The sequence below is a fragment of the Bradyrhizobium sp. Leo114 genome, assembly GCF_055229415.2.
Map to the genome: position 1 here is coordinate 190,560 of NZ_JBUYEN020000004.1, position 26,473 is coordinate 217,032.

At 61.2% G+C, this 26,473-nt stretch carries 26 protein-coding genes and 1 tRNA gene; 9 read left to right on the forward strand and 18 right to left on the reverse strand.

What is annotated here, in order from left to right; translation table 11 throughout:
• Positions 1–88 precede the first annotated feature (88 nt).
• Positions 89–165 (forward strand) — tRNA-Arg (locus tag ACZIRK_RS06865).
• Positions 166–331: 166 nt separating this feature from the next.
• Positions 332–1,036 (forward strand): restriction endonuclease, encoded by a 705-nt coding sequence (locus ACZIRK_RS06870; protein WP_463327098.1) that lies wholly within the window; start codon positions 332–334, stop codon positions 1,034–1,036.
• Between the two features lie 382 nt (positions 1,037–1,418).
• Here ACZIRK_RS06870 and ACZIRK_RS06875 read toward each other — a convergent pair whose 3' ends face one another.
• The 7 genes from ACZIRK_RS06875 to ACZIRK_RS06905 form a co-directional block, all read right to left on the reverse strand.
• The gene (locus ACZIRK_RS06875; protein ID WP_130231530.1) at positions 1,419–1,853 is read right to left on the reverse strand and encodes a hypothetical protein; all 435 of its coding nucleotides are present in this window, start codon (positions 1,851–1,853) and stop codon (positions 1,419–1,421) included.
• An 18-nt stretch (positions 1,854–1,871) separates the two neighbouring features.
• Complete coding sequence (locus ACZIRK_RS06880) at positions 1,872–2,747, reverse strand: DUF2950 domain-containing protein (protein WP_463327119.1); 876 nt, start codon at positions 2,745–2,747, stop codon at positions 1,872–1,874.
• A 56-nt stretch (positions 2,748–2,803) separates the two neighbouring features.
• Entirely contained in the window at positions 2,804–4,438 is a 1,635-nt protein-coding gene (locus tag ACZIRK_RS06885; protein WP_463327099.1) for a DUF3300 domain-containing protein, read from the reverse strand.
• A 180-nt stretch (positions 4,439–4,618) separates the two neighbouring features.
• On the reverse strand, positions 4,619–6,508 hold the full coding sequence (locus ACZIRK_RS06890) for a sensor histidine kinase (RefSeq protein ID WP_130225822.1): 1,890 nt from the start codon (positions 6,506–6,508) through the stop codon (positions 4,619–4,621).
• A 95-nt stretch (positions 6,509–6,603) separates the two neighbouring features.
• Positions 6,604–6,969, reverse strand: a complete 366-nt coding sequence (locus ACZIRK_RS06895; protein WP_463327100.1) for a hypothetical protein — start codon at positions 6,967–6,969, stop codon at positions 6,604–6,606.
• A 104-nt stretch (positions 6,970–7,073) separates the two neighbouring features.
• Positions 7,074–8,306 (reverse strand): HlyD family secretion protein, encoded by a 1,233-nt coding sequence (locus tag ACZIRK_RS06900; RefSeq protein ID WP_463327101.1) that lies wholly within the window; start codon positions 8,304–8,306, stop codon positions 7,074–7,076.
• Positions 8,299–8,742 (reverse strand): hypothetical protein, encoded by a 444-nt coding sequence (locus ACZIRK_RS06905; protein WP_207231020.1) that lies wholly within the window; start codon positions 8,740–8,742, stop codon positions 8,299–8,301. Before ACZIRK_RS06905 ends, ACZIRK_RS06900 begins: the two co-directional genes overlap by 8 nt.
• Before the next feature lie 150 nt (positions 8,743–8,892).
• Here ACZIRK_RS06905 and ACZIRK_RS06910 point away from each other — a divergent pair, with 150 nt between their 5' ends.
• Positions 8,893–9,348 carry a hypothetical protein gene (locus ACZIRK_RS06910; protein WP_130225821.1) on the forward strand — a complete coding sequence of 152 codons (456 nt, stop codon included), beginning with the start codon at positions 8,893–8,895 and terminating at the stop codon, positions 9,346–9,348.
• A gap of 42 nt (positions 9,349–9,390) precedes the next feature.
• On the forward strand, positions 9,391–10,188 hold the full coding sequence (gene ppk2, locus ACZIRK_RS06915; protein ID WP_130225820.1) for a polyphosphate kinase 2: 798 nt from the start codon (positions 9,391–9,393) through the stop codon (positions 10,186–10,188).
• Positions 10,189–10,509: 321 nt separating this feature from the next.
• Here ppk2 and ACZIRK_RS06920 read toward each other — a convergent pair whose 3' ends face one another.
• The 3 genes from ACZIRK_RS06920 to ACZIRK_RS06930 form a co-directional block, all read right to left on the reverse strand.
• Complete coding sequence (locus tag ACZIRK_RS06920; protein WP_165435201.1) at positions 10,510–10,713, reverse strand: hypothetical protein; 204 nt, start codon at positions 10,711–10,713, stop codon at positions 10,510–10,512.
• 733 nt (positions 10,714–11,446) lie between these two features.
• Positions 11,447–11,875 carry a hypothetical protein gene (locus ACZIRK_RS06925; protein WP_028162473.1) on the reverse strand — a complete coding sequence of 143 codons (429 nt, stop codon included), beginning with the start codon at positions 11,873–11,875 and terminating at the stop codon, positions 11,447–11,449.
• A 182-nt stretch (positions 11,876–12,057) separates the two neighbouring features.
• Complete coding sequence (locus tag ACZIRK_RS06930; protein ID WP_130225817.1) at positions 12,058–13,752, reverse strand: SulP family inorganic anion transporter; 1,695 nt, start codon at positions 13,750–13,752, stop codon at positions 12,058–12,060.
• Between the two features lie 173 nt (positions 13,753–13,925).
• Here ACZIRK_RS06930 and ACZIRK_RS06935 point away from each other — a divergent pair, with 173 nt between their 5' ends.
• Positions 13,926–14,780: an alpha/beta hydrolase family protein gene (locus ACZIRK_RS06935; RefSeq protein WP_245474706.1), complete on the forward strand. Its 855-nt coding sequence runs from the start codon at positions 13,926–13,928 to the stop codon at positions 14,778–14,780.
• A gap of 30 nt (positions 14,781–14,810) precedes the next feature.
• Positions 14,811–15,407, forward strand: a complete 597-nt coding sequence (locus ACZIRK_RS06940; protein ID WP_245474705.1) for an invasion associated locus B family protein — start codon at positions 14,811–14,813, stop codon at positions 15,405–15,407.
• Between the two features lie 16 nt (positions 15,408–15,423).
• On the opposite strand, the gene ACZIRK_RS06945 is transcribed toward ACZIRK_RS06940, so the two are convergent.
• Complete coding sequence (locus ACZIRK_RS06945; RefSeq protein ID WP_349645071.1) at positions 15,424–15,876, reverse strand: response regulator; 453 nt, start codon at positions 15,874–15,876, stop codon at positions 15,424–15,426.
• A gap of 132 nt (positions 15,877–16,008) precedes the next feature.
• Complete coding sequence (locus ACZIRK_RS06950) at positions 16,009–16,641, reverse strand: response regulator transcription factor (RefSeq protein ID WP_165435205.1); 633 nt, start codon at positions 16,639–16,641, stop codon at positions 16,009–16,011.
• Between the two features lie 227 nt (positions 16,642–16,868).
• On the opposite strand from ACZIRK_RS06950, the gene ACZIRK_RS06955 reads away from it, so the two are divergent.
• Positions 16,869–17,555, forward strand: a complete 687-nt coding sequence (locus ACZIRK_RS06955; protein WP_028162479.1) for a helix-turn-helix domain-containing protein — start codon at positions 16,869–16,871, stop codon at positions 17,553–17,555.
• Between the two features lie 149 nt (positions 17,556–17,704).
• On the opposite strand, the gene ACZIRK_RS06960 is transcribed toward ACZIRK_RS06955, so the two are convergent.
• Positions 17,705–18,055, reverse strand: a complete 351-nt coding sequence (locus ACZIRK_RS06960) for a phasin (protein WP_130225814.1) — start codon at positions 18,053–18,055, stop codon at positions 17,705–17,707.
• Between the two features lie 337 nt (positions 18,056–18,392).
• On the opposite strand from ACZIRK_RS06960, the gene ACZIRK_RS06965 reads away from it, so the two are divergent.
• Both ACZIRK_RS06965 and ACZIRK_RS06970 read left to right on the forward strand, forming a co-directional pair.
• Positions 18,393–19,040, forward strand: coding sequence for a CoA transferase subunit A (locus ACZIRK_RS06965; protein ID WP_130225813.1), 648 nt, complete (start codon positions 18,393–18,395; stop codon positions 19,038–19,040).
• Between the two features lie 3 nt (positions 19,041–19,043).
• On the forward strand, positions 19,044–19,694 hold the full coding sequence (locus tag ACZIRK_RS06970) for a 3-oxoacid CoA-transferase subunit B (protein WP_130225812.1): 651 nt from the start codon (positions 19,044–19,046) through the stop codon (positions 19,692–19,694).
• 65 nt (positions 19,695–19,759) lie between these two features.
• Here ACZIRK_RS06970 and fabI read toward each other — a convergent pair whose 3' ends face one another.
• The 5 genes from fabI to ACZIRK_RS06995 all read right to left on the reverse strand — a co-directional run bounded on the left by fabI (position 19,760) and on the right by ACZIRK_RS06995 (position 26,191).
• Entirely contained in the window at positions 19,760–20,551 is a 792-nt protein-coding gene (fabI, locus tag ACZIRK_RS06975) for an enoyl-ACP reductase FabI (RefSeq protein WP_130225811.1), read from the reverse strand.
• A complete protein-coding gene (locus ACZIRK_RS06980; RefSeq protein WP_130225810.1) occupies positions 20,548–21,762 on the reverse strand; it encodes an acetate/propionate family kinase in 1,215 nt (404 codons plus the stop codon). Before ACZIRK_RS06980 ends, fabI begins: the two co-directional genes overlap by 4 nt.
• 5 nt (positions 21,763–21,767) lie before the next feature.
• A complete protein-coding gene (locus tag ACZIRK_RS06985; RefSeq protein WP_463327102.1) occupies positions 21,768–22,739 on the reverse strand; it encodes a phosphate acetyltransferase in 972 nt (323 codons plus the stop codon).
• 29 nt (positions 22,740–22,768) lie between these two features.
• Positions 22,769–24,988, reverse strand: coding sequence for a DUF3141 domain-containing protein (locus tag ACZIRK_RS06990; RefSeq protein ID WP_130225809.1), 2,220 nt, complete (start codon positions 24,986–24,988; stop codon positions 22,769–22,771).
• A gap of 117 nt (positions 24,989–25,105) precedes the next feature.
• Positions 25,106–26,191: an AI-2E family transporter gene (locus tag ACZIRK_RS06995; RefSeq protein ID WP_463327103.1), complete on the reverse strand. Its 1,086-nt coding sequence runs from the start codon at positions 26,189–26,191 to the stop codon at positions 25,106–25,108.
• Between the last annotated feature and the right edge of the window lie 282 nt (positions 26,192–26,473).

Sequence of the window (26,473 nt, forward strand, 5' to 3'; positions counted from 1 at the left end):
TACCGGCAGTTTACAGCCTGCATCTCGCCAGACAATCGCTCTCAAGACCGTTGCCGATGGGGGACCAATCGGCTAAATGAACCGTCAGGCACCCGTAGCTCAGCTGGATAGAGCGTTGCCCTCCGAAGGCAAAGGTCACACGTTCGAATCGTGTCGGGTGCGCCATATTGTTGCTTTTTGACCGGTTACACCCTTTGCTTGGCTTACCGCCAACGAGGCGCCGACGGTAGTTCGGATGGGAACGCATCTAGCTGTCTATTCTGAGAAGAATCGGAGTTTTCTTCCGATAGTTACGAAGCTCCCGCTAAAGCCCGAAGGTATAAGACGAGTTTTGGGCAGCCCTCTCCGTTATTGCCTGGGTGCAGAATTCCTCTATCTTCCTGAGCAGTCAGATCGGGCAGGTGAGCTGAAACTTTGCTGGGCCCGTATCGGCTCAATCTCGCTTCCTCAAGTCAAGATGACACGCTCTGTCGACGAGATTGGAGAGTACGATCTCCAATCGCTTGAGCATCTTGATGACGTGAGAATCGGCGATCGATATGTCAAGCGCCAAAAAGAGAAAGACGGCAGGTTCGTAACTGTTGATGAGTTCTGCTCTCAATCGCTAATTGATGGCATCGCGCGTGAACCCGAGGCGCTGTCATCTACATCCCGCGCTGACTTTGAGAATCTGTGCGCAGAGCTTTTTGTTAGACGAGGATTCAAGGTCGACCTGTTTCGGCCATCGAAAGATGGCGGTATCGATTTTCTTGCGGTCCAAGACGAAAGAACTGATCCGATAATATTTGCTGTACAATGCAAGCAGCCCGATATCAGAGAAGGCAAATCGCGACACTCAGTTGGACGTCCGATCGTTCAACAGATTTATGGTGCCGCTAAGGCTTGGGATCTGTCGGGCGGAATTGTTGTGTCCGGTTCAACCTATAGCGTCGAAGCAAAGAGGTTTAGCGAAATAATGCCGACTGAGATGCAACTCTACTCCGGAGCTGACGTCTTAGAATGGATTACGCGTTACAGGTGGAACGTGGACGAGTGATGCTCGGAGAAGGACCATCCTGACCTACGGCGGCTTCGAATCGGTGTTTCCGTCCTGAGCTTGAACACACTTAGGCTGCACCAGCAATATCTTGGCCCCTCTTGCCGTCGCGAATGTTTTCCGTGCGGAGCGTGATCAAAGGGGCCGTGTCGCATGTTGTGCGGCGTAGGCACCGCAACGATGTACGAGGTCCCGGTCTCGCTCTGCCCGGCGCGCCAGTTTGTCCTTATTTTGCAACCCGGTGTGCGCGCCCCAACCGAGACCGTAGCTCGGTCTCATTCGCGTTGGTCGCTTCGAGCGACATTTCTGGCACGAATGTCCGCTCATTGTCACAAGCGGAGAAACTCGGCTTGAGCGGACGACTTCCGCTCCTCCCGATAACTCACTTCATCGAAATCCTCAGGCCGCTGAGGTTGGCGGCGAACTCCATTCCCGCTTTCGGCCCCTTCAGGATGAGCACGACGCCCTTTTCATTTCTCAAGTTGACGCCTCCTGCGCCGCCAACCAGGGCGCCGCCGGCGCCGACCGCGCTATAGGTGCCGGCAAAATCGGTCACGTCAACTATGCCGGAGGCCCAACCTTCCAGCCGGCTGACGGATGCGCCGGCGGTGACGCCGAGGCTGAGGCCGGAAACCCGGAACGGATAGTTGCGGCCGCGATATGTCAGGACGCCGGTGCCGCCGCCGGCGCCGACCAGCAGGCCCGCTTTCGCGAAATTGACCCGCACGTAGCCCGGCGCTTGCGCTTGCGATGACGTTACCGGAAATACGAAGGCGAGCAGCGCGATCACCGCAAGACGAATTGCAGATGATTCCATTGCAATGTTTCCGCGTTTTCAAGGATTCGTCGCGTCCACCTTCTTCCACGTCTGGTCCGGATCGAACAGATACGTACGCTTGGCGATGACCGCCGTGCGTTCGCCGAGATCCTTCTGATAAACGGTGCCCGCGTGGTTGACCATGAAGGTCATGACACCTGAATTGCCATACTCTGCGGGATAGGCGATCAGCCCGAAGCCGCCGATCATCTTGCCTTTAACGACATAATTCACGGCTCCACCGGGCGCGTTGGGCCCCTGCCCTTTCAGGATTCGGAAGTAGTAGCCGTGGTAGGGCGCGCTGCCCTCCGCGCCAGCCTTATAGCCTTCCGTTGCCGCCTGCGCCGCGAGCTCACCGAGGGGACTTTGGTCGCGATCGTCGCGCCAGAACAGGCCATCCTTCTTGCCGGGAGTGCTGACAATCCGTTGCGCATAGAGCCCGGCGCCGTCGCCGGTGCGATCCTTGTCCGCATACTCGTTCTCGGCATCGACAAAGGCGAGCGCGGTTTGAATGGCATCGAGCTCGTTGCGTCCGATGCGGCGATACAGGATCTCGAGGCGACCCGCGGCGGAATCAAACTCCCAGCCATCCCTGTTGTTAACCAGAGGGATCGGGAACGGGAAGTCATCCGCGCCCAGGATGAGCGTTGCCTTCTTGTTTCCTTCCGCCTTGATCGAATGCTTGGCTTCATACGCGGACACGAAGCGTTCACGCGTCTCGGCGTCGGCGACATCATCGCCTGACGCGATGATGTCCTCGGCGTCCTTGCCGAGAACCTTCAGCACGGCTCTCTTCTCGCCGGTCTTGACGGCGGCAGCCAGCGCGGCCGCGGCGCCCTCCGGCGAAGGATAGGCCTGTTGCGCGTGAGCCGATGTGATCGGGAGCGCCAGCATGATGAGGGCGGCGACAGCGGCCGCGGGGTGCGCCAACCGGAGCGACTGAACGATCGTCATGGTGTTGGCTCCGATGCTGTGGGAATCCGCGCGCCGGCGGCAAGCCAGTCGCCGTAGGTCCGGAATTTCAATCCGAGCTTGTCGTAGTAGACCCTGAGATAGCCGTCGCTACCGCGCGTGACAGCTTCCGGCATGATGCCCTGCACTTCCTGCGCCATCACACCGACATAGGACTTGTTGCTGCCGAGATAGCTGAAGCGGTAGTAGCCAAGACCGTTGGCGAGGTGGCCGAGCAGCACGACGTCATGCTTCAGCGCGATATCGGAGCGCCGTCCGCCGCCACCACGGAAGCCCCCGCCGCCTCCGCCACGGAAACCTCCACCGCCCCCGCGAATCGCGGCGCCCTGGAAACCACCGCCCCCGCGGCCGGCTAAGGCAACAGCGCCTCCCGCCCGTCCGGCAAAGCTTGCCTGGCCTCGGGCGGCCTGCAGATTGGCAGCCCTGCCGGATGACACATTTTTGAAGGCCGTGTCGCGGCCGCCGCCGCCACGCGCCGCATTGCGACCGCGGTCAGCAGCCCCCGCACGACCGCCCCCTGCTTTGGCGCGATCGGCCGCGGCTGAGCGATTGGCGCGATCTCCGCCGGGACGATCACGAGAGGCGACGCCCTCGCGGCCGCGATCACCAGCGCGATCTCCGACGCGATCACCGCCGCCGGGTCGATCCTGTCCGGGACGCAGCACCTGCTCGCCGCCGCGGCCGCGGAAATCCATCCGGTTGGCACTTCCCGCCTTCAGGTTGTTGTTGCCGAAACGCTGCTGAACATTGGCGTTGTTGTATCGGACGCCTTGCCGATGCGCCGGGTTGTGCTGCCAATTGTTTCCGACGTTGGTGACCCTGTTGTAGTGGTTGACGTAGAGGTTGCGGTTGCCCCAATTGAAGCCGCCGCCCCAATAATTACCCCAGCGGCCGATCGCCCAGGCAGTACCGAAGGCAAGGCCCGCCGCGATCACGCCCGCGCCAATATAAGATGGGTAGCCGAAGTAATAGGGCGGATAGTCCGCATATGGCCACGTGCCGTAGACGGTGGCCGGATCGTAATAGGGAACGTACATCGTATTTGGGGCAGCCGAATCGATGACGATCACCTGCTTGTTGTCCTGGGTCTGCACGCTGACCTTCTGCTGCTTGGTCGTCACCAGCTTGTTGTTGGCCTGGGCCTTGGCGCGGAGCCGCTGGATCGCGTCCATCACATCTGGCTGCTGCGCGAGCACGGCATCGCCGAGATTCTTGGTCCAGTCGATCTTGTCGCTCATCATCGAAAGAACCGCTGCGGTGCTGACCAATGCCTTCACGCTGTCGTCCCAGGACTGTTTGTCGACCTCGTTCTTCAGTGCATCGCCCTTCAGGTTCTTGTGCGAAGTCACCCAACGGTCGGCCTGCACGATCTCCAGCGGATAGGTCGACGCCGCGAGCACGTTCGCCAGGAGGTCGTCGGGATAGAGTGCAATCGGCGCGACCAGCGCCTCGAGCTGTTCAGGCTTCAACAATTGTTCGCTCGGCGCAGCCTGTGACGCCCCCTGCGGCTGACCGCCCTGATCGGGCGGAGAACTGGTCGCCTGCGCAAAGGCTGCGACGGGAGCCAACAGAAACAGTGCGAGCGCGAGCAAGATCCTGCCGCAACGAGACATCACAACCTCCATGAGCCTCACATGCCGCAAGCATCAGTCCACGGCATGCGCGTCTCTTGATCGAGATCAAAGAAACCAAGCGCCGTTCATCTGGATAGCGGCATTGCTGCGACGCGACATGTTCGCGCGGATACCTGGATCGGGACCAACTCCCGCGGCGAAGACAGGTCGTGCCGAAGGTTAGCGAGCAAGTGGCAGTTTGATGCGGAACAGCGCCCCGCTGCCGCTCCGGTTTTCCACGGTGATCTGGCCGTGGTGCGCTTCCACGATCGTGCGGGCGATCGCGAGTCCCATTCCCATGCCGTGCGTCTTGGTGGTGAAGAACGGCTCAAAGACATCCTTCAGATGATCGTCGGCGACGCCCGGGCCGGTATCACCGACCAGGATCTCGGCCTGTTCATTCGAGATGCCCATCGCGACGATCACCTCCCGCTTCTCGCTTTGCGATTCCGATATAACGTCGATCGCGTTCATGATGAGATTGAGGACAACCTGCTGAAGTTGGATGGAATCTCCCTTGACGCGCAGCGTCATTGGCGCCGGAACATATTTCAGCATCACATCGCGGCCTTCCGCCGAAGCCGAAATGACGCCGACGGCTTCCCTTACGGTCTCGTTGAGATCAATCTCGCTAACTTCAATTGGCGCCCTTTTCAGCATGTTGCGAAGACGGCGGATCACTTCGCTCGCCCGCTGATCATCACGCCTGATGTCGGCCAGGATTTCTCGTATTTCGTCGAGATCTGGCGAGATCGATTTCAGCATCAGCTCCGCCGTTTCGGTATTGGTGAGAATGGAGCCGAGCGGCTGGTTCAGCTCATGTGCGAGCGAGGTCGCCATCTCTCCGGCAGCCGAATAGCGGTTGACCCGCGCAAGCTCCGCCAGCCGTTGCCGCGCTTCGACCTCAGCGAGACGACGGCGACGACGTTCATGGAGCAATCCACTGATCAGGCCAGCCTGCACCAGAATCACGCTCGCGATGAGCGCGACCTGCCATCGATATCTTTCCCAGAATGTCGGCTCGCGAAACAGGATTTCGCTTCCCGCGGGCAGGTTGCTCTCGCTGATGCCCCAGCGTTGCAGCTCGCGCCAGTCGTATTTCGGAGCTGCAAATCCAATCGGCTCGATCTTGATGTCGGCCGGCTTCTCGCCACCGAGAATCCGGATCACGGCATTGACGGTTTTCTCGCTCGATGCGCTGATGGAATGCATCGGGCCGCCGACCGTGTCCTGGCCGAAAAAGGCTTCCTGGAAGGAAAAGATAGGGGCATTCGCGACTGCATGAAGACTGCGCAATGCGAGATCGCCTTCATGGGCAACACCTGCCGCGTCGACCGACATCAAGCCCCAGAACAGGACGGTGTGTGGCGGAAGTGTCGCCGCCCGCTGCAGGATTTCCTGGAATGACAGGTCCGCGTACCACACGAATGCGATCCGGCTTTCGAACGGCTTCGCTTCCCTTTTTGCTTCCTCGAGCCAGAACTTCTCCAGGGGCGAGGCGCCGATCAGAACGGCAATCGTCTGCGTCTCCGGCAGGACCTTAAGAATGCTGGCGAAAAAGGTTGAGAAATCATTGTGCACCGAAATGACCGTGTCGTTGTCTGTGAGTCCGGCGCGGTTCACCAATCGCTGTTCGACCGCCGTCAGGACCATGGGCGTCCCTGGGAAGAGCTCCGCGCGGTATTTCTGGACGAACCCGGCCGCAGGTGCCCCGATGCTGATCACAATGTCGGGCGCCGCACCCTGATAGAGCGCGCGCAGATAATCGACGAAGGGCGCTTCCGAGCCCGAATTGTTGAATCGCGCCGCCAGTAGCGTCTGTTCCTGGAGGTTCAGCGGCCACGGCGATTGGCGCTCGAGCTCCGCCCGGATGGCCCGGGCAAATTCGCTCCATGGTCGGAAGTCTCGCCCGAACGAATGGAGCAGCAGCACGCGTTTCGGTTCGCCGCGTGCGGCGGCGCTCGCCGGCCCAGGCAGGATGGCAAGCCACGCCAGCAGACAGACGCACAGGCACAGGGCAACAACTGCCCGGCCCGTGCTGACCGCATCAACGATGATGCGTCTGCTCATCTTTCTCCCCGGCAACTTCACCGTTTGGACGGCTGCACTCTATCCCAACTTTAGCGCCAAAATTGCACCGCAGCCTACGGTCTCAACGGTCCGGCCTATAGCTGGCAGCGATGGTACGTGACCTCCATGCCTTCGACGCCGGGAAACAGCCGCGTGACGCTGTTGTCATCGACCACTTTCAGGAAGAATTGCACGTTTGAGAGCATGATGCCATTGGCGCAGCTCACGACGATGTTGATGTTCTGGCCGTCGTCCTTCCTGGACTTGATCGAACAGTTCTCGAACTTGCCTCTCAGGCGATCAGGCTCGGCGATGAAGCCACCGCCATAGACGCCGGGAAATCTGGTGAAGGTGACCTGCCTTGCCCTGCCCTTGCGCGTGAATACCTTGTTGCATTGGTCGGCGCTCGTGACCCATGCGCCTGTGAGATCGAACGCGGTCGCCCTTTCTGACAGTCCCAAGACGGAAGCGGCCAATGTTGCAGCAAACAATGCAGACCTGCGAAGTCCTCTCATCTCATGCCCCCTTCCAGAACCCCTCAGGCGCTTTCCGTCCTCACCACGCATCAATGGCCGGTGAACACCAGGGTCTTGATCGGCAACAGCAGCGCCTGGATGCGCAGCAGCAATGCGTGCACCAGTCCCACGCCGTCGACCACGTGCAGCGCGATGCGGCGGCCCGCGCTGGTTTCCTTGTTGGAAATTTCCTCATGATTGCTGGTGTAGGCGTTGACGATGCAACTGCTGCCCGGCGTGACCCCTTCGAGACCTCCCTTAAAGAGCGGCTCCATGAACACCAGGACGGTCCCCGGCCGGAGGATGTTTTGCGCTTCGAGCAGTTGCTCGCCACCTCGGAACTGGCCGGCGGCAATGTAATCCTGGACCGTCGTGACCACCATCGGGATGATGACCCACGGTCTTGAGATGCAGGTCGCTTCCGCCACCATGCCTTCCCTCATCACCTGCGCCTCGATCTGGCCGAACCCGGCCTGCAAGACCCGCCGCCCCGCCCCCTCCGGGATAAGGATCCCGGCCGGCCGCATCAGCGGATTGACGACGTCACCGACGCGAAGAAGGAACTGCTCCACACGTCCATCGACGCCGGCGCGAACGAAAGTCTTGTCCAGATCCACCTGGGCCTGCGCCAAGCTGGCTTCGGCGCTTGCCTTCTCCGCCGGCAGCAGTGTTGAGAGCCGAAGGGTCGCAGACTGCTTGGTAGCCACTGCGGCATCAATCCCGGCTTGCCGCTGATCGACCAGGACTTGAAGTTTTTCAATATCGCGCTGCGGCACGATGCCGGGATTGCGGCGCTGCAGATCGCTCTTGGTATCCAATTCGTCCTTCGCTTGCTGATGCGCGCTCCTGGCTTCCTGTGTCTGCGCCTCGGCCTTGACGACGTCGGCCTCCGCCGCCACCAGCGCAGCATCGACCTCGGCGACTTTGCGCTTGGCTGTCTCAACGGCCGCTTCCTGCTTCGAATTGTCCAGCCTGAAGATCACATCGCCTTTCTTCACCGAGGCACTGAAGCCGAAATTGACTTCCGCGACGCGTCCGGAGGTTTCCGGGAGGATAGGGATCGTCCGGAAGAATAGCGTGGCGCTGTCGGTGGCAGGGTGGAAATAGAAGATCATGGTGATCAGCGCTATCGTGAGCATCAGGCAGCCGGTGATGCCCCACCTCAGCTCGAACCAGACCGAGAAGAACGTGATCTCCTTGCCGAAGCGCTTGCCCTGGACATAGCGGCGATAGAGATAGTCTGGAAGGATCGTCACGAGGGAGCAGATCAGGAGCTCAAGCATTGCTGGGCTCCCTTGCCTTCGTCTCCGATGAGGCGGCCGGAACTGCGGGATCCGGTTTGGTTTCAGGCTTTGCCGCGCCGCCTTCATCCGCTGCGGCACTCGCCATCTTCTCCACCGAGCCGGCAATGCTGCGCAGCGGCGTGCTGAAGTCGGGAAGATCGATCATGGCGAGCAACAGCGCCGCGACCCAGAACAGGTGGATGTGCGTGAAAAGCGCCAGTAAGCCGAGGACCGCGACGATCTCGAACTGCAGCTTTTGCGATTTGTGCGCCATCCGCTCGGGCAGGCTGTGCAGGCGCCAGTAGAGCGTGCCGACCCAGAGCACGACGGCGACCAGGAAGATCCCCATGACAACCATCAGCACGTCGACCTCGTTCGGCGGGGTGATGAAAAAAGGCAGATGGTGGGGCGCCATTGGATGAAGCTGCTCGCTCAACTGTTTCTCCGGGTCAGGAATTGGGTTTGACCCTTCAATCTGGATACCGCCGCCCGGGAGGTCGCTTGATCTGGATCAAAGGTGCGCCCCTACCCGGCCCTAGCCTTTCGCGAACGACCATTGGAAACGGCCACTCAGGAGATGTCAGCCATGCCCGCGAACATTGATGACCTGATCCCCAGCGCCAGCCAGATCCAGAAGGAGGCCGCCCTCCGCGAGGCGGAAAAGGCGGATGAGTATGTCCGCCGCGCGGCCGCCGCCGAGGCCGAGAAGAAAGCACTGATCGAGCGGCTCAGCCGGCCCTCGGGCAAGTCCGAGGAGGAAAAGGTCCAATTGGCATCGACCATCATCCAACGCGCCGTGCGGAATGGATTGACCGAGGTCCTGGTGTATCGGTTCCCGAATTCGCTGTGCACCGACAAGGGCCGCGCCATCAACCAGATGGAAGCGGGCTGGGAAGCCACGCTGACCGGGATTCCCAAGGAGATCTACCAGCTTTGGACCGACTACCTGAAGCCGCGCGGCTACCGCATCCGCTATCAGGTCATCGACTTTCCCGGCGGGGTGCCCGGCGACATCGGCGTTACCATTGCCTGGGGCGATTGAACGGCCGGTTCGAGACGATCTGAAGCAGTGGAAAGCCTAGACATGGCAGATGCGCCCGCCGCACGGATGAAGCGAAAGATCTATGAGAAGGAACTGGAGAAGCTCCAAGTCGAGCTATGCCATCTCCAGGAATGGGTGAAAGCGACCCAGGCGCGGGTCATCATCCTGTTCGAAGGCAGGGATGCGGCGGGCAAGGGAGGCACGATCAAGGCGATCACGGAAAAGGTCAGCCCGCGCGTGTTTCGTGTCGTCGCGCTCCCTGCGCCTTCGGATCGCGAAAAGACGCAGATGTTCATCCAGCGCTACATGCAGCATTTCCCCGCCGCGGGCGAGATCGTCATCTTCGACCGGAGCTGGTACAATCGGGCCGGGGTCGAATATGTGATGGGCTTCTGCACCCCCGCCGAGCACAAGCGCTTCCTTGAGCTGTGCCCCACTGTGGAGCACTACGTCGTTGAGGCCGGCATCGTCCTGATCAAGCTGTGGCTCGAAGTGGGGATGGAGGAACAGGAGCGACGATTCAGGGCCAGGATCAACGATCCGCTGCGACAATGGAAGCTGAGCCCGATGGATACGGAATCCTATCGACGCTGGTACGCCTACTCGCGGGCACGCGACCTGATGTTCAAGGCCACCAACTCGAAACATGCGCCATGGCACATCATCCGCTCCGACGACAAACGCCGGGCGCGGTTGAACTGTATCTCGCAGGTCCTGGACTTGATCCCGTACAAGCGCGTTCGCCGCAACAAGGTCAAGCTGCCAAAGCGCTCCACCAAGGGGCGCTACAACGACCAGACCGCACTGCGCGGGGTGACGTTTGTTGACGAGCGATACTGACGGTTGCGGCGAAGTCTCAAGTTCCTGGATTCTCCGATCGGCTATCCGGGACTCGCGACGCCAGCTTGATCTATGTCAAGGGAGCGACGCCGCGCACAAATAGCATTAGTAATGGCCGCCCATTCCGGCCAAGCAGGGATAGGTTCGAGGATCATCTCACCATCCGTCGCGATTCGCCAACGGCGGCACAGCAATCATTCGGTCTTCGAATCTTGCCCGCAACGAGAGGAGAGCGCAATGACACGGCTGCCAGTGATTGTCGCAGCAGTTCTAGCGATTGCTGCATCTGCCCCACTTGTCTGCACGACAACAAGCCCCGCATCAGCCCAAGGATGGCACGGCAGGGACGGCGATGTGGGCAGCGATTTGAGAGACCTTCTGAGAGACCGGATTCAAACGCGCGAAGACTTGCGGGATCTCATTATCGACCTTCTGCGAGATCGACAGGAGATGCGGGGCCGCCTGCGCGAGCGGATGGGCCAGTGGCGTGATCGCGAGGAGGATGAGGACGATGGAGGCTGGCACGGCGGTCTACGGGGGCGGCTCGCCGAGAGGTTGGCCGAACGACGCGGTGGAGGTGAGGGAGGAGGGTGCTATTTCCTTACCCGCAGCTTGAGCGATGAGGACCGCGACTTTATCCTTATCATTCGTAGGCGCGTGTGCCGCGACTGAGCATCTCAGGGGTGAGCCGGAGCGGATCACGACCAGGATCGTTCCGCTCCGGCGTCTCAACTCGCTCACAATGAGGAGACGCACGATGAATAAAGCCTTTGCCCTCACCGTCACGCTTTTGCTTATCTCTCCGCCCGCCTTCAGTCAGAACGCTCCCAGCTCAGATCAGCGAGACTCATCACACTCCCGAATGGATCGTGATCTGGACGATGTTCTGCGAGCGATCGGCGAATCTGGTCGCGGGGGAGCGCGCCGAGGCGGCGCCTCGTTCTTCCTGCGGAATGGCGACTCGATAGTGGCAGTGCGCTGCGATCCACAAGACTCCATGAAGGCATGCGTTGACACCACTCTGACGCTCCTTGAGCGGGCGCGCTCCATGCAGCCAGGAGGAGGAGCGCAGAGTGGCGCTCCGGGAGCGCAGCCCCAACCTCGCTGACAACTCTGAAAGCCGGAATGTCCGCTTCCATCTACCGTCCAGACTGGCAGGAGGACGCTCCTTGGGCGGATTGACTCTCGCGCATTGCACAAGAGCTCCTCGCCCCCCCGAGAAGCGGACCAGGGCAACGCAGCCCTGGCCGCCCCGCGATTATTTCAATCGTATGGTGACGCCACCGACGGCTGCTGACACTTCGGCGCCAATCCTCGGACCGCTGAGCTGCAAGATCACGCCATTGGCATTCTGCAACTGAACGCCTCCGGCGCCGGCGGCAACGGCGCCACCGGCGCCGACCACGGCGTAGCTGCCTTCGATGGACTCAGGCCCCCGCAAATTCAGCGCACGCCCAACAAACTTGGTGGTCGAGGCTCCGATCGTAAAGCCAACGCTCATGCCGGAAACAGTGAATGGATAACGTTTGCCGCGGAGTATCAGCACGCCCTCGCCGCCGCCGACGCCGATGACAAAGCCGCCTTTGGTGAAGACGACTGCAACCTGGCCGGTCTCCGCCCGCGACGGCGTACTCAGTCCTGCCAAGGCCAGCATTGCCATCAGCGCGATCACCCCAACTTGTCTCATGATTTACCTCCAAGAGCGATTTAGAGAAATTTTTCCAACACTACTTCTCGCGTCAGACGCGCTCGACGGCTGATCTCTCCGATCGTCGTGAACGCCGACGTTTGATCGTGCTGGCTCCCTCCGCTGCCCCTTTGATCCAAGTCAATGCCGCGTAACTCGTGGCGAGGTCCTCAGGCGATCGATCATCCGACGGCGTTGCTCTCGCCAAGCACGCTGTCGAGCGTCCGCATCCAGTTGCGGCTATCGGTCTTTTCCGCCAGCCCATCTGCCTGCAACAGGTCGCGCAGTTGGCCATGAGCGCCGACGATGCAGAACGTCACTTCACGATCTGCCAGTTCGTCATGCAGATCATGCAACATGCGCGCCCCGGCCAGATCGATGAAGGGCGATGCCGAGAGATCGCAGACCACCAGCTTGATATCCGACGATTTTCGGAGCGCAGCCAGGACGGCGTCGAGGATCGTCTCGGCGTTGACGTAGAGCAGCGATGCTTCAGGACGGAATGCGATGACGCCAGCCAGCGGCTCCACCCCATGATGCCTGGCGCTGTCCGAATAGCGGCCGGTTCCAGGGAGCCGTCCGAGAAACGCCACATTCGGCTGCGACGCGCGGACGAGCAGCAGGAAGATGGATGCGAGTGCCGCAAGCAGCACGCCTTGCAGGATTCCAAGCAGCAGCACCGAGGCGAGCGCGATCGCCGCAGCATAGAAATCGATCCGGCTGATTTTCCACATGCGCAGTAGCGCCGGGATATCGACCAGCCTGTATACGGCGGCAAGAACGATGGCAGCGAGCACCGCCTTGGGAAGATTTGTCAGCAGTCCCGTGAAGAACAGCAGACACAGCGCGAGCGTGACCGAGCAGAGCACCAGCGCCAAAGGCGTACGGGCCCCAGCCGCGTCGTTCACCGCAGATTGCGACAGGCCGCCGGCAACCGGATAGCCGTGGCCGAACGCCGCCGCGAGGTTGGCCGCACCCAGTCCCAGAAACTCCTGCCGGACATCGAGGCCGTAGCCATGCTTGGCCGCGAAGCTCCGCGCTGCGGAAACCCCCTCGACATAGGCGAGCAACAGACAGCCGGCCGCGATCGGAAACAACTCTTCAGGCTCCGACAGTCCGAATGACGGCACTGCAAACGCCGGCAGCCCTTGCGGGATCGCCCCGGTGATCGGCACTCCGAGCGCCGGCAGGCCAAATATCGATGCGACCAGAATCGACAGTGCGACGACGGCGAGTCCAACCGGCTTGCCCGGCAGGACGCGTTCGCCGATCAACAACAGCAGCAGCGCAGCAAGACCGATCGTCAGAACGAGCAAGTGGACGTCGCCGAGCTGCCCGGCGAGCCGAACAGCCCGGTCAAAGAAGTTGTGGCCACCGCCGGCGACACCGAACAGGCTGGGTAGCTGGGTCATCATGATCGTCAGCCCGGCGCCCGCCTTGAATCCCACCAGGATGCTGTCGCTGATCAGGCGTACCAGAAGGCTCAGCTTGAACAGCCAGGCGATCAGGCAGAGCAACGCCACCGCGCAGGCCACCAGGCTCGCGATGCCGGCGTATCGCGCCGGATCGCCCGCGGCCAAAGCCCCGACCGAGCCGGCGATCATGAGCGAGATCGCGGATGTCGGACCAATCGCTAGCTGACGCGAGGAGCCGAGGAGCGCATAGCCGACGCCGCCAAGCAGATAGCCGTAGATTCCGACATGCGGTGGCAGTCCGGCGAGCGCCGCATAAGCGAGCGAAACCGGTATCGCGTAGGCGGCGAGCGTAATTCCCGCGACGGCGTCCGAAGGCAGAAAGGAAAGCCGATAATTTGTAAGCCACTCCACCGGCGGAAAGAGCCGCGTCCATCCCGGTTGCTGAGATGACGATGACTTCATGTGAATTGGCTCGTCACGAGGCGCTATAGCGGTCGCCGAAATGCTCCGATGAACGGCGGCCTGCGGCCAAGCGGGATTGATCTGGATCAAGCGTCGCTTCGGATTCGATCCGTCAACTCGTCTCGTAACAACGGAGCTCTGATATGGGTCAGGCTTGCTCACGATTCCTGATAATGCTGTTCGTTGTTCTCAGCCAGATCGCGCCGGCGCGCCCTGACGATCAGAACGCTGTCGTGCACATTCAGGAGGAAGTCTGGGCGCTGCCGCTCGTCTTGCCGACCATCGCCTATGTGGTCCGTCCGGTCGGCGGCGGCCCTTTCCCGCTCGCCATCATGAATCACGGCGTGTCACTTGACCCGGTGCAGCGCAGCTTCTTTCCGCTGGTCGAATTCCGCGACGCCGCCATGTGGTTCGCGCGACGCGGCTACCTCGTGGTGGCACCGGTCGGGTCGGGCTACGGCGCCTCGGCCATCGACATACCCGAGCGCGGGCTCTACGGACCGTTCTTCTCCAAGATCGGCAGTTGCACCAATCCGAACTTCCGCGACGCCGGCATGGCTGTTGCGCAGCTCGACCTCTGGATCATCGACTATATGGCTGCCGAGAAGAAGATCGTGCCGAAGGACGTCATCGTGATCGGCCAATCGGCCGGCGGCTGGGCGTCGATCGCACTTTCAAGCGTGAACCCGCCGCAGGTGAAAGCCATCATCACCTTTGCTGCCGGACGCGGCGGCCGCGTCGATGGCAAGCCGAACAACAATTGCGCCCCGGACAGACTGGTCGAGGCTATCAGTGAATTCGGTCGCACCTCGCGGGTGCCGATGCTCTGGATCTACATTGCGAACGACACGTTCTTCGGCCCGACGCTGTCGAAACGGATGCACGAGGCGTTCACCGCCGCAGGCGGCAACGCCGAATACCACCTTCTTCCGCCGTTCGGCGACGATGGACATTTCCTGGTCGGCTCAGCCGACTCCATTCCGATCTGGGCGCCGCCCGTCGGCGCGTTCCTGGACGGGCACAAGTAGCGACGGTGATCGGCGCTGAGGAGCACAGCCATGACGATGCAGCCTCCCGAACCGTTTTCGATCCTGTTCGCCGCCCTGATATTATCAGCGATGATCGCGGCCGGGCCGGCGAATGGACAAAAGGTGCCGACTGGTGCGCAAGCCGGGGAGCCCGAAATCGCGCTTCGCGGCCAACGTGAAGCGCGCGACATCAGGTTCGGCGACTGGGAGAAGGTCTGCTTCAAGCCTGGCGGCGCCAAGATGGTCTGTCGCACCACCATCAGCGGCAGTTTCAATACCGGCCAGACCGCGGTTCGCGTCTATCTGACCGAGCGCGAGGACAATAGCGGCGCGCGGCTACAGCTTTTCCTGCCGGTCGGCCTCTATCTGCCAGCCGGCGCCACGCTCACCGTCGATCAGGGTACGACCTATCGACTTCCGTTCACGTGGTGTCTCACCAATACCTGCATTGCGGGTGACCTCGCCGACCTAAACCTGCTGCACGACATGGACTCCGGCAAGAAACTCCTTCTGCAAGTGGTCGACACGAACTTGCTTTCGGTGAGGACGCTACTCCCGCTCGATCAATTTGCGACCGTGCGCAGAGGCGCACCGGCACGCGTTTTCGAACAGGATATTGATGAGTGAATATCGGCAAGCTCCGCTAGGCGATAGCGGCTGCCATTTTTTCGATCGGCTCGATCAGCGATTTTGCCGAGAACGGCTTGGTCAGGTAAGCGACACATCCCGACTCCGTCGCCGCCGTGCGGTTCGCGTGGCTATCATTGCCAGTGATATAGATGACCGGCAGGGTGATGCCCTTGTCCAGGAGCCGGCGACGCAGATCGATGCCGGATTGGCCATTCAGATTGATATCCAGGATGATGCAGAAGGCGCGGCCGAAATCGCCGTGGCCAAGCAGCGCGCTGGCGGAATCGAACAGCGTCGTGTCAAAACCGTGCTGCCCCAGCAGACGCTTAAGGCTCCTGAGCATGGATCGGTCGTCATCTACGACAAGAACAGATCTTCGATTCGACAAGGTGCTGGCTTCAGCTTTTCGAGGATGTTTTCGGCTATCTTCTGCAGAAGGCGACCTGACCGCGAGCCGAGAAACCATGCTGATTTCACACGCGCCTGATACGCGCTGTCATTAAGATGTGATATTGTCCGTTCGTACAGGTTGTCCTAAGGGAACCCGACAGGGTCTGCGCATTTTTCCTGCAAGATTGCGATACTTCGATTTCGAACGCTAACGGGCTGCATCGTCGCTTGAATCGAGCACGCCGAGCCGTTCCGCGATCGACACCAATTCGGCGAGCGAGTGCACTTGCATCTTTTCCATCACTTGGTGGCGATGTGCTTTCACCGTGCGCTCGGTTGTTCCCAATTGATGCGCGATCTGCTTGTTGATCTTGCCGCGCACGATCAACTCGAACACCTGTCGCTCGCGCGGGGTCAATCTCGCAAGCAGCGAGCGATGGGAATCGAGCCTGATGCGCTGGCTGCGCGTTGCCTCGTGACGGGCAATCGCGCGCTCGATTGCATCGATCAACTGTGCCGAAGACACTGGTTTGGTCAGGAAATCCTCAGCGCCGGCCTTGATTGCCCGCACGGTCGTCGCAGTGTCGGCGTACCCGGTGAGGAACACGATCGGCAGCGTCGAACCGAGTTCGCTGAGACGATCCTGCAGTTCGGGACCGCTCAGGCCTGGTATCCGCACATCGAGCAGGATGCATCCCAGCCGCTCATTGTCCGACAGACGATCCAGTAGCTGCTGAGCGGACGGATAGGTTGCGACCTCATAACCGGCGAGCTTCAGCCGCCGCTCAATGGCCGTCCGAAACGACGCATCGTCATCAACCACGTGAACGAGGCCAGGCAATTTTCCCTCCGAGGAGGCATGGAGCCGCACCGTGACCGGCAATCTCGCCGCCAGTCCGACACCATTGCCTACTTGTCCCATAGTACAATGGTCCGTGGGACAATGATTAGGAATGCTGCCTTCGTCGCAGATCAACCTTGGCGAGACCGGACCCGATACCGAATTCTTGCAGCGCAATAGTTCTAAAGACTGATAGAATTCGTGACGTTCAGGTGAGGAGTTGGGCCATGTTTTCCTATGTTAACATCGATCCGGCAGCGTCCCTACCTAATATGCTCGGCGCGTTCGGCATGGCGAGCGCTTCCAACCCGATGATGACCCTCAACGAATTTACGTACAAGAAAGGGACAGAGATCTACGGCGAGAAAGAGCCTGCCGATTACGTCTACCAGGTCAAGTCTGGCGCGGTGCGAAGCTACAAGCTGCTTTCAGACGGCCGCCGCCAGATTGGCTCGTTTCACCTGGTCGGCGATATCTTCGGGCTGGAGAACGGCAGCGAGCATCGCTTCACGGCCGAAGCGATCGTCGACACCGCGGTGCGCCTGGTGAAGCGTCGCAGCCTTGAACTCGTTGCCGAGAGCGACGCCATGGTCGCCCGCAACCTGCTGAACATGACCACGAACAACCTGCAGCATGCCGAGGATCACATGCTGCTGCTCGGCCGCAAGACGTCGCTTGAGCGGGTTGTCGCTTTCCTGCTCGAAATGGACAAGCGCCTGACCGCGGCCGGCGTCTTGGCGCTGCCGATGTGCCGCCGCGACATCGCTGATTATCTCGGCCTGACGCTGGAGACGGTCTCTCGCGCATTGTCACGGCTGCACGAGCTCGGTATCCTCGGATTCATCGGCAACAACCAGCGTCAGATCGTGCTCCTGGACCGGCCCCAGTTGGCTGGTCTCGATTTGCAGAACTGAACGGCCCTCCCGGTGTCGTCGCTCCGCAATACGGGCGATGGCGACCACAGCGACGGTCACCAGCGCGCGGATCATGATGTTGGATCCGCTGATGGTTGCGACGACCAGGAATTGAAGGGCCATCAGCCACCTCCCGGCCCGCAAGCAAATCAGCTCTTGGGAGTAAACACGCCGGCTGCGGCTTTCATGGCCGATTCGCCCATGCTCCTCCCCTGTTCCATCAGCGCTCGCATCTGGTCCTGGAAGAACTCGGACTGAATTCTGACTACATCAGGCACGTCCTTGGCCTGGATCAGCCGGTCGCAGAGGTCGAAGGTCGCCGAAGTCTGCCGCCGCATATGATCGCAGAACTGCTTGGCCTGCCCGGCAATCGGAAGCTGCGAGGAGCTCAAGCCCTTCTCAAGCATGTCAAAATAGTCCGAATTAGCCTTGCGAACACGGCCGAGATTTTCGGTGAGCATCGCCCGGACGTTGTCCGCTGCCACTTGGGGGTCCGACATTGCATCCTCCTCTCTTGATGAAATCTACTAAAGGTTTCGTCTATTTCGCGAGGCCGCCGAACCAGCCGTCACAGAACGCCGCCAATTCGCGATTCATGCCCAGTGTCGGGCATGAGGACGAGCCGACAGCCCCTCATAGCCTCCGCCATTGTCTTGAAGTCGGCAAGCGAAATCCCGTCGTCCCGCTTACCCAAAAGCGCAAGATGCGGATGCCGGATCTCCGGTATCCGTCACTGCAGCGAATACTCTTGATACAGATCAAAGCGACGCGGTGAGCGGGGACCAGCATCGCACCGGTACTGCCCCGATCAATCGCGTGCCGGCCGGAGTGCCAATCATGAAGGCTATTTCCGTCGAAGAAGCCGTTGCGAAGATCCCGGCCGGCGCGAGCATCATGGTCGGCGGCTTCATGGGCGTCGGGACGCCGGAGCGCCTGCTCGACGAAGTCGTACGCCAGCACAAGACGGGCCTTGCCTTGATCTCCAATGACGCGGCGATACCCGGAAAGGGCATCGGCAAACTGTTCGATGCCGGCCTGGTCTCAAGCCTGACCGCAAGCCACATCGGCCTCAATCCCAAAGCGCAGCAGCAGATGCTGGCCAACCAGATTGCCGTCGACCTGATTCCGCAGGGGACATTGGTGGAGCGCATCCGCGCCGGAGGCTGCGGCCTCGGCGGCGTGCTCACGCCGACCGGCGTCGGAACGACGGTTGCCGAAGGAAAACGCCAGATTGAGATCGACGGAAAAGCGTTCCTGCTCGAGACCGCATTGCGAGCCCAATTCGCGCTGGTCCACGCCTTCCTCGCCGATTACCTCGGCAACCTTTCTTATGCGCTGACCGCGCGCAACTTCAATCCCGTCATGGCGATGGCCGCCGATACCGTGATCGTGACTGCCGAGCACATCGTTCCGGTCGGCGTCATCGCGCCCGACCATGTGGTCACACCGGCGCCGCTTGTCGACTATCTCATAGCGAACGAGTGAACCATGGATGCACAAGAGATCATCGGCCGCCGCGTGGCACGCGAGCTTCGCACTGGCCATCTGGTGAACCTCGGGATCGGCATTCCAACGCTGGTGGCCAACTACGTGCCATCAGACATCAAGGTGTTCTTCCAGTCCGAGAACGGACTGATCGGCACCGGCCCGATCCCGGAGCAAGGGTTGGCCCATCCCCTTCTGACCAATGCAGGTGGACGACCGATCAGCGCGCTTCCGGGGGCCTGCACCTTCGACAGTGCGATGTCGTTCGGATTGATCCGCGGCGGCCATGTCGACGTGACCGTGCTCGGCGGCCTTCAGGTCGACGCGGAAGGGCACCTCGCCAACTGGATGATCCCAGGCAAGATGGTGCCAGGCATGGGTGGCGCGATGGACCTCGTCACCGGCGCCAAACGCGTCATCGTGGCGATGCAGCATGCCGCGAAGGGAAAATCGAAGATCGTCAGACAATGCACCCTGCCCCTGACGTCGTCGCGAACGGTCGACCTCGTCGTCACCGACATCGCCGTGATCTGCTTTCCGGACGGCAAGGCGACGTTGATGGAGACCGCTCCCGGCGTCACGGTCGCCGAGGTCATGGCGGTGACAGAAGCCGAACTCGTCATTCCCGACACAGTTTCGGAAATGACGATCTGACGGGGTAACGAACATGCGGGTATTCAGCGCTGAACGGTCCCAGCCGCTACGGCAGCCGGGTTCACTTAATCGATGATGTGATAACCACCATCGATATACATGACGGTGCCGGTAATGAGTTTTGCACCGTCAAGCGCCAGGAATGCCGTCGCGTTGCCAACGTCATCGATGCTGACGAGGCTGCGGGTCGGCGCCTTCGACTGCGCCTTGTCCATCAGCGCGTCGAAATCAGGAATACCCGAGGCGGCGCGCGTGGCGAGCGGACCAGGTGAAATCGCGTGAACCCGGATACCCTTCGGCCCCAACTCCGCCGCGATGTAACGCACGGCGGCCTCAAGCGCTGCCTTCGCGACGCCCATGACATTGTAGTTCTCGACCACCATCTGGCTGCCGTAGTAAGTCATGGTGAACAGCGTTCCGCCGTTCTTCATCAACGGTTCAGCCAGGTGAGCCATGCGCATGAACGACCAGCATGAGACCTCCATCGTCTTCAAGAAGCCATCCCGTCCGACATCCACGACGCGACCGTGCAGCGCTTCCTTTGGCGAGAACGCGATCGAGTGCAGCACGAAATCAAGCCGGCCCCAATCCTTCTCGATGCGCTCGAACACCTGCTCCATCTGGCCTTCGCTGTTGACATCGAGCGGCATGAAGATCGGCGCTTCCAGCGCCTGCGCCAGCGGCTCGACATGCTTTTTCGCCCGGTCGTTCAGGTAGGTGACGGCCAGATCGGCGCCGAGCGCACGAAACGCCTTGGCGCAGCCCCATGCGATCGATTGATCGTTGGCAATGCCGACAATCAGGCCCTTCCTTCCCTTGAGGGCCACCTTGGTTTCCGGAAGCACGGGAATATTCATGACACCCTCTGACGGTTCGCGTTGGGCGATTGATTGTTCAACAGAACCGACAGGGTGTGCTGCGCGATCATCAGTTCCTCATCCGTCGGTATGACGTACACCGGAATGCGGCTGTCGGACCGCGATATCAGCCGCGCGTGGCCGGCATTCGCGGCCGGATCGAACGCAATGCCAAGCCAGGCCAACTGCTCGACGATGCGTGAGCGAATTCCTGCCGAGTTCTCGCCGATGCCTGCCGTAAAGACGAACGCGTCCAGACCCTGCAGCGCCGCCGCCAGCATGCCGACGTTGAGGCATGTCCGATAGACGAAATACTCGATCGCCAGTATCGCGTGCGGATCGTTGCTTGCCTCCAATTGCCGCATGTCATTGCTGATGCCGGAGAGGCCCTTCAGTCCACAACTGCGGTAGAGGAAATCCTGGACGTTCGAGGCCGACATTCCCTTTTCAGATATGAGATAAAGCACGACGCCGGGATCGATCTGCCCCGGACGTGTCCCCATCGGCAAGCCATCAAGCGCGGTGAACCCCATTGTGCTCTCCACGCTGCGTCCACCCTTCAGGGCGCACATCGACGCACCGCTGCCGAGATGGGCGACGATCACCCGCCCCTTCGCGACATCTGGCGCGATCTGCGGCAAGGTTCTCGCGATATATTCATAGGACAGGCCGTGGAATCCGTAGCGCCGCACGCCCTCGGCGTGGAGCTGATAAGGGATCGCGTAGTGATCCGCTACCGGACCGTGGGTGCGGTGAAAGGCAGTGTCGAAACACGCCACCTGCGGAAGGGCAGGAAAATTGGCGAGCAGCGAACGGATCGGCGCCAGATTGTGGGGCTGATGCAGCGGCGCCAGCGCGACATAGCGCTCCAGGCGCGACACCACGCCATGGTCGATCAGCACCGGCCGCTCATAGTCCGGACCGCCATGGACAACGCGATGCCCGACGGCCATCGGGGAGATGCGAAGCTCGTCCCGCAGCCACGCTCCCGCAACAGCCATCGCGGCCGGGATGTCTGAGACGCTTTCGATCTGGTAGGCCCGCTCCGCCAGCGGATCGCCGTTTGCATCGACAGCGCGCAGGCGCGGACGGCTGCCGATGCCATCCATCTGGCCCTTGATCTGCCGCCGCAGCCTCCCTTCCCCTTCAATCGCAAAGATCTGGAACTTGACGCTGGAGGAGCCCGCATTGACAACGAGGATCGTATCCATGGCGATCACGCAGCCGCAATTGGAGCAAGCCGGCGCCGCGCGTCGGCATAGAGCGCCGCGACCGCGCAGGAGGCCATGCGCGCCCGCGGTGAATCCGCACGGGAGGTCAGAACGATTGGCACCCGGGCCCCGAGCACGATGCCGGCGCTGTCGGCGTTCGCGAAATAAGCCAGATTCTTTGCCAGCATGTTGCCGGCCTCGAGATCCGGAACGACCAGGATCTGCGCGCGGCCCGCGACCTCGGACTTTATTCCCTTGATCCTGGCCGCCTCCACATCGATCGCGTTGTCGAAGGCGAGCGGTCCGTCGAGCAAGCCGCCGATGATCTGCCCGCGATCCGCCATCTTGCATAGCGCCGCGGCCTCGATGGTGGACGGGATCTTGGACGTAACCGTTTCGACCGCGGACAGGATCGCCACCCGCGGCAATGTGCCGAAACCAGCCTGCGTGAAGAGATCGATGGCATTCTGGATGATGTCCCGCTTGTCATCGAGATCAGGGAAAATATTGATGGCCGCATCCGTCACCAGCAGCGTGTCGGGATAGGCGGGGACATCCATCACGAACACATGGCTGATGCGCCGATCGGTCCGCAAGCCGGTCGCCTTTGCCGTGACGCTGCGCATCAGCTCGTCGGTGTGCAGGCTGCCCTTCATCAGCATTTCGCCCTTGGCCGCATGAATCAGCTCGACGCCTTTGGCGGCCGCGGCGTCGCTGTGGGGAACATCGATGATCTCGACACTGGCGATGTCGAGGCCATGCTTGCTTGCCGTGTTCCTGATCTTGGCTTCGGGGCCGACCAGCAGCGGACGGATGATGCCGGCTTCTGCACTGTCCAACGCACCGCGCAGCGAGGTCTCGTCGCAGGGATGCACGACAATGGTCGGCACCGGCGGCACGGCCTTGGTGGCCGCGATCAACCGATCATATTTGGTGTGGGGTCGCACTTCGCCTGAATCTGCGGGCATGACGCTCATGGTGGCGCTCCGGATTCTTCCAACCAGCGTTACGACGCCTTCGCCTTGGGATCGAAAGGGGTAACCTTATCCCTTTGCGACATTTCGCTCGCATCCAGACAGAACAACTCGGCGACGTGCTGCAATCGCTTGGCGACCTCGCCTGAGATTTCGGCACTGGCCGACAGCACCTCGCCGATCGCTGCGAAGGCCGCGCGGCGTTCGTTGGCATTGTCGGGCAGCATTTTCGGAATTGCCGCCAGCGCTCTCCTCTGGTCCAGCAACAGCATGAAGAACTGCTCGCGCACCAGCATTTTGAATTGTGCCAACGTCAATCGCTCACCCCTCTCGCGGCGGATTCGCCGCAGCGCTTCGAGACTGCGCTCGTCCACCATGCCCCGCGCCGACCCGACGTAAAGCAAGCCTCTGATAGCTGCCTCGCGAAGGCCGCCTTCGTCGATCCTGGATTTCAGCTCGCTGATCCGCCGCTGGAGCATTTCGCGGTGCTCGGCCGGCATCCCTTGTCGCGACGGCTCCCAACGCGGATCAACACCGACCGCCGCCTGAAGCGCGGGCGAACCATACACGGCAAGAAAGATGGTTTCGCTGAGTGCTTCCTGGTAGTCCCGCCAACCGTCGAGCGCACTGACGATTTGCCTTGAGATTCCTTCCTGAAGGGCGATGAACAGATTCTCCTCGGCTGCCGGTTTCCGATCATTCCGAATTCTTTCCGCCGTCGTCCCCACGGCAGTCATCAACGGATTTCGGCTGCTGAAAAACTCATATTGCAGGCGCAGCGGGTGGATATTGCGCGTCCACTCCGCCACCTGCGGCGTCACCATGCATTTGATCCAGGGCTGGACGAACTTTTTATAGGCGGCGAGATTGATCTCCGAGACGCGCTTGGCGGTCGCGAAGCGCCGTTCGTCTTCCGACGAGTTGCCGCCCATGGCGCGAATATCATCGAGCGTGCGCGCCTCGCATCGCATCACCCACTGCCCGACCGCAAGATCCGCGTTCGCGGTGTCGGCGCCCTTTGCCTCGAAGGTCGCCTCATAGAGGCCCGGCGGCAGCACGTCGATCAGATCGATGTTGCTGGAAAATTCCGCGTGTTCCTTCTTGGCGATGCCGCCGGACACGAAGATCCCGAGATGGCCGACGCTCTCATGAACCGTGTAGACGATGGTCTGGCCGTAGGCCCTGATCTCGTCGACGTCGGCGTAGAGATCGAGGACCCAGCCCAACGCCTGCTGTGGCGGAGTGATATTGTCTCCCTTGGAGCAGAACACCACGATGGGTGACTTGATGTTGCGCAGGTCGACTGCCTTGCCATCGGACGTCTTGATGCGGCCGGCGGCGAGATTGTTGCCGATGAAGAGCTCATCGACAATGAACTGGATTTCTTCCGCGTTCAGGTTGACATGCCCGCCCCACCAGCGCTCGAATTCGAGATAGCGGTCCGCCTCGGTATCGACCTTCGAATACACATTATATTGTTTGGTCCACAGCGTGTTCGACGGGTTCTGGTTCTCGAAATTCTGCACCAGCCAGGCGCCGTCAAACTTGCCGGCGCCGAGGTCGCTGGTGAGCGCGGTCAACCAGCTCCCGCCGAGCAGGCCGCCCGAGTAGCGCATCGGATATTTGCCGTGCACGCCAGCCCAATAGGCCAGCGGCGCGCCGGCGACGATGATGGGCCCGAACAGTTCCGGGCGCAGCGATGCGAGCATCATCACGGCCCAGCCGGCCTGGCAGTTGCCGATCACGCAGGGCTTGCCGTCGGCATCAGGATGGCGCCTGATGACTTCCTCGATGAACAAGGCTTCCGCGCGCGCGATGCGCTCGATGGTCTGGTGCGGCATCGGCTCCGGCAGGAAGCCGATGAAGTAGCAGGGATGACCGGCCTTCATGGCGACGCCGATCTCGCTGTCCGCCTTGAACCCGCCGATTCCCGGCCCGTGTCCGGCGCGCGGATCGACCACGATGAACGGTCGCCGCTCGAGATCGAGCTCGATACCCTCAGGCGGAATGATGCGCACCAGCGCATAGTTCACCGGTTCGGAGAGCTTGCGCCCGTCCATGACCAGTTCGGCGGCGTAGTGCAGAACATGCGGTGCCGTCTGGGCAATGTGCTGCCGATACTGGTCGCCACGCCGGCGCAGGATATCCAGGAACAGCACAGTGCGCTGCCCGGCATCAATCATGTATTCCACGGCCGAAGCAACGAGGCCTGACATGGGAACGCGCGCAAGCGGTGTTTTGTCGATCGACATGTTCAGACCTCCGTGTCGCGCATCGATTGAATGCGCCGCGCCACCCCGGACTTTGATTTAGGTCAACGTCGTGAAGCGGAACAGAATGGTCCGATTTGAGCGGCTTCGGCTTGCGAGCTATTGTTCCGCCGATTGCGCAAGGCGGCTGCGATCCTGATTGATCCAGGCCACTGTCAACTCCCAAGCGACTGACAGGATGACCGGGCCGATAAAGAGGCCAAGAATTCCGTGTGCAAGCGTGCCTCCGACCACCCCGATAAGGATCACGAGGGCGGGTGTAGTAAGGCCGCGCCCCATCACCAGCGGCTTCAAGATGTTGTCAAGCAAGCCAACAATCACCAGAAACACGGTCAGTGGGAGTGCCGTCGTGAAGTCTTTCGCTGTCCAGAGCCAGATGATCACGGGAAGCAGGACGACCGCCGCACCGATCTGCACGATGCTCAGCAGCAGGATCGCGAAAGCCAACAGGCCCGCATTCGGAATTCCCGCCAGCTTGAGACCGATGCCGGCGAGCAGCGACTGGATGATCGCGACGCCGATAACGCCTTGAGATACCCCACGTATCGTTGCGCCCGCCAATTCCAGGAAGTGTTCGCTCTGCTCGGGAACGACGCGGGACAGGAACCCCCTGCTCGCCGCCACTAGTTGCGGTCCATAGGGGAAGAGAAAGCCGGCCAAAGCAACCGACAGGAGGAATTTGAGCGTTCCAACGCCGGCATTCCCGGCAAGGCCGAGAATCGTCGCGGCCAGCGGCTTCAGATAAGGAGCGATTTCGCGCAGAACGGCGCGGAGGTTGGTCGATGCCTGATCCCAGAGATCGTAGAGCTGCGGGCCGATCAGCGGCCAGTCCTTGATGCGCGCGGGCGGCGAGGGAACCCCGAGGCTGCCCGCGCTGAGTTGTGCAGCAATTTCCCGGAGGCCATCCACCGCGCCCAGACCGAGCCAGGTCGCCGGCCCGATGACTATCGCGAGGTTGACGATAGTGAGAATCGCCGCCGCCAGCTTCGGGCGTCCGCCGAGCAACTTGGCGAGACCGTTAAAGACCGGATGGAACGCCACGGCGAGCACCACGCTCCAGGCCACGATTGGCACGAAGGGTCGTACAAGAACGAAAGTCCAGTAGATCAGAAAAGCCAGCAATCCAAGCCGGATCGCAAGCTGGATGATGTCCTCCCCGGACAAAAGCTGGCGAAGTGTTCTCAAAGGTGCGCCCTCGTTCGAGGCTGCGCGAAAGCGTACCCACCGCGCTGCGCGACGCGGCTTGATTTAGATCAAGCACACCGACCCCCACTGCCCCATCTCGCGAAATCAGTGCCCTCGACCGCTCGGCTTCGTGCTCGGGGAGGGGCTTCGCTTTTCCGCCCCATTGATCCAAGATCAACGCCGCGCGCTCGGCGCAGCACTTGCCTGCAAAACATGAGAGGCGAGAGGAAACAGAGATGAAAGTGACATTCGCAGTTCTGTTCGCAGCCATATTCGCGAGCA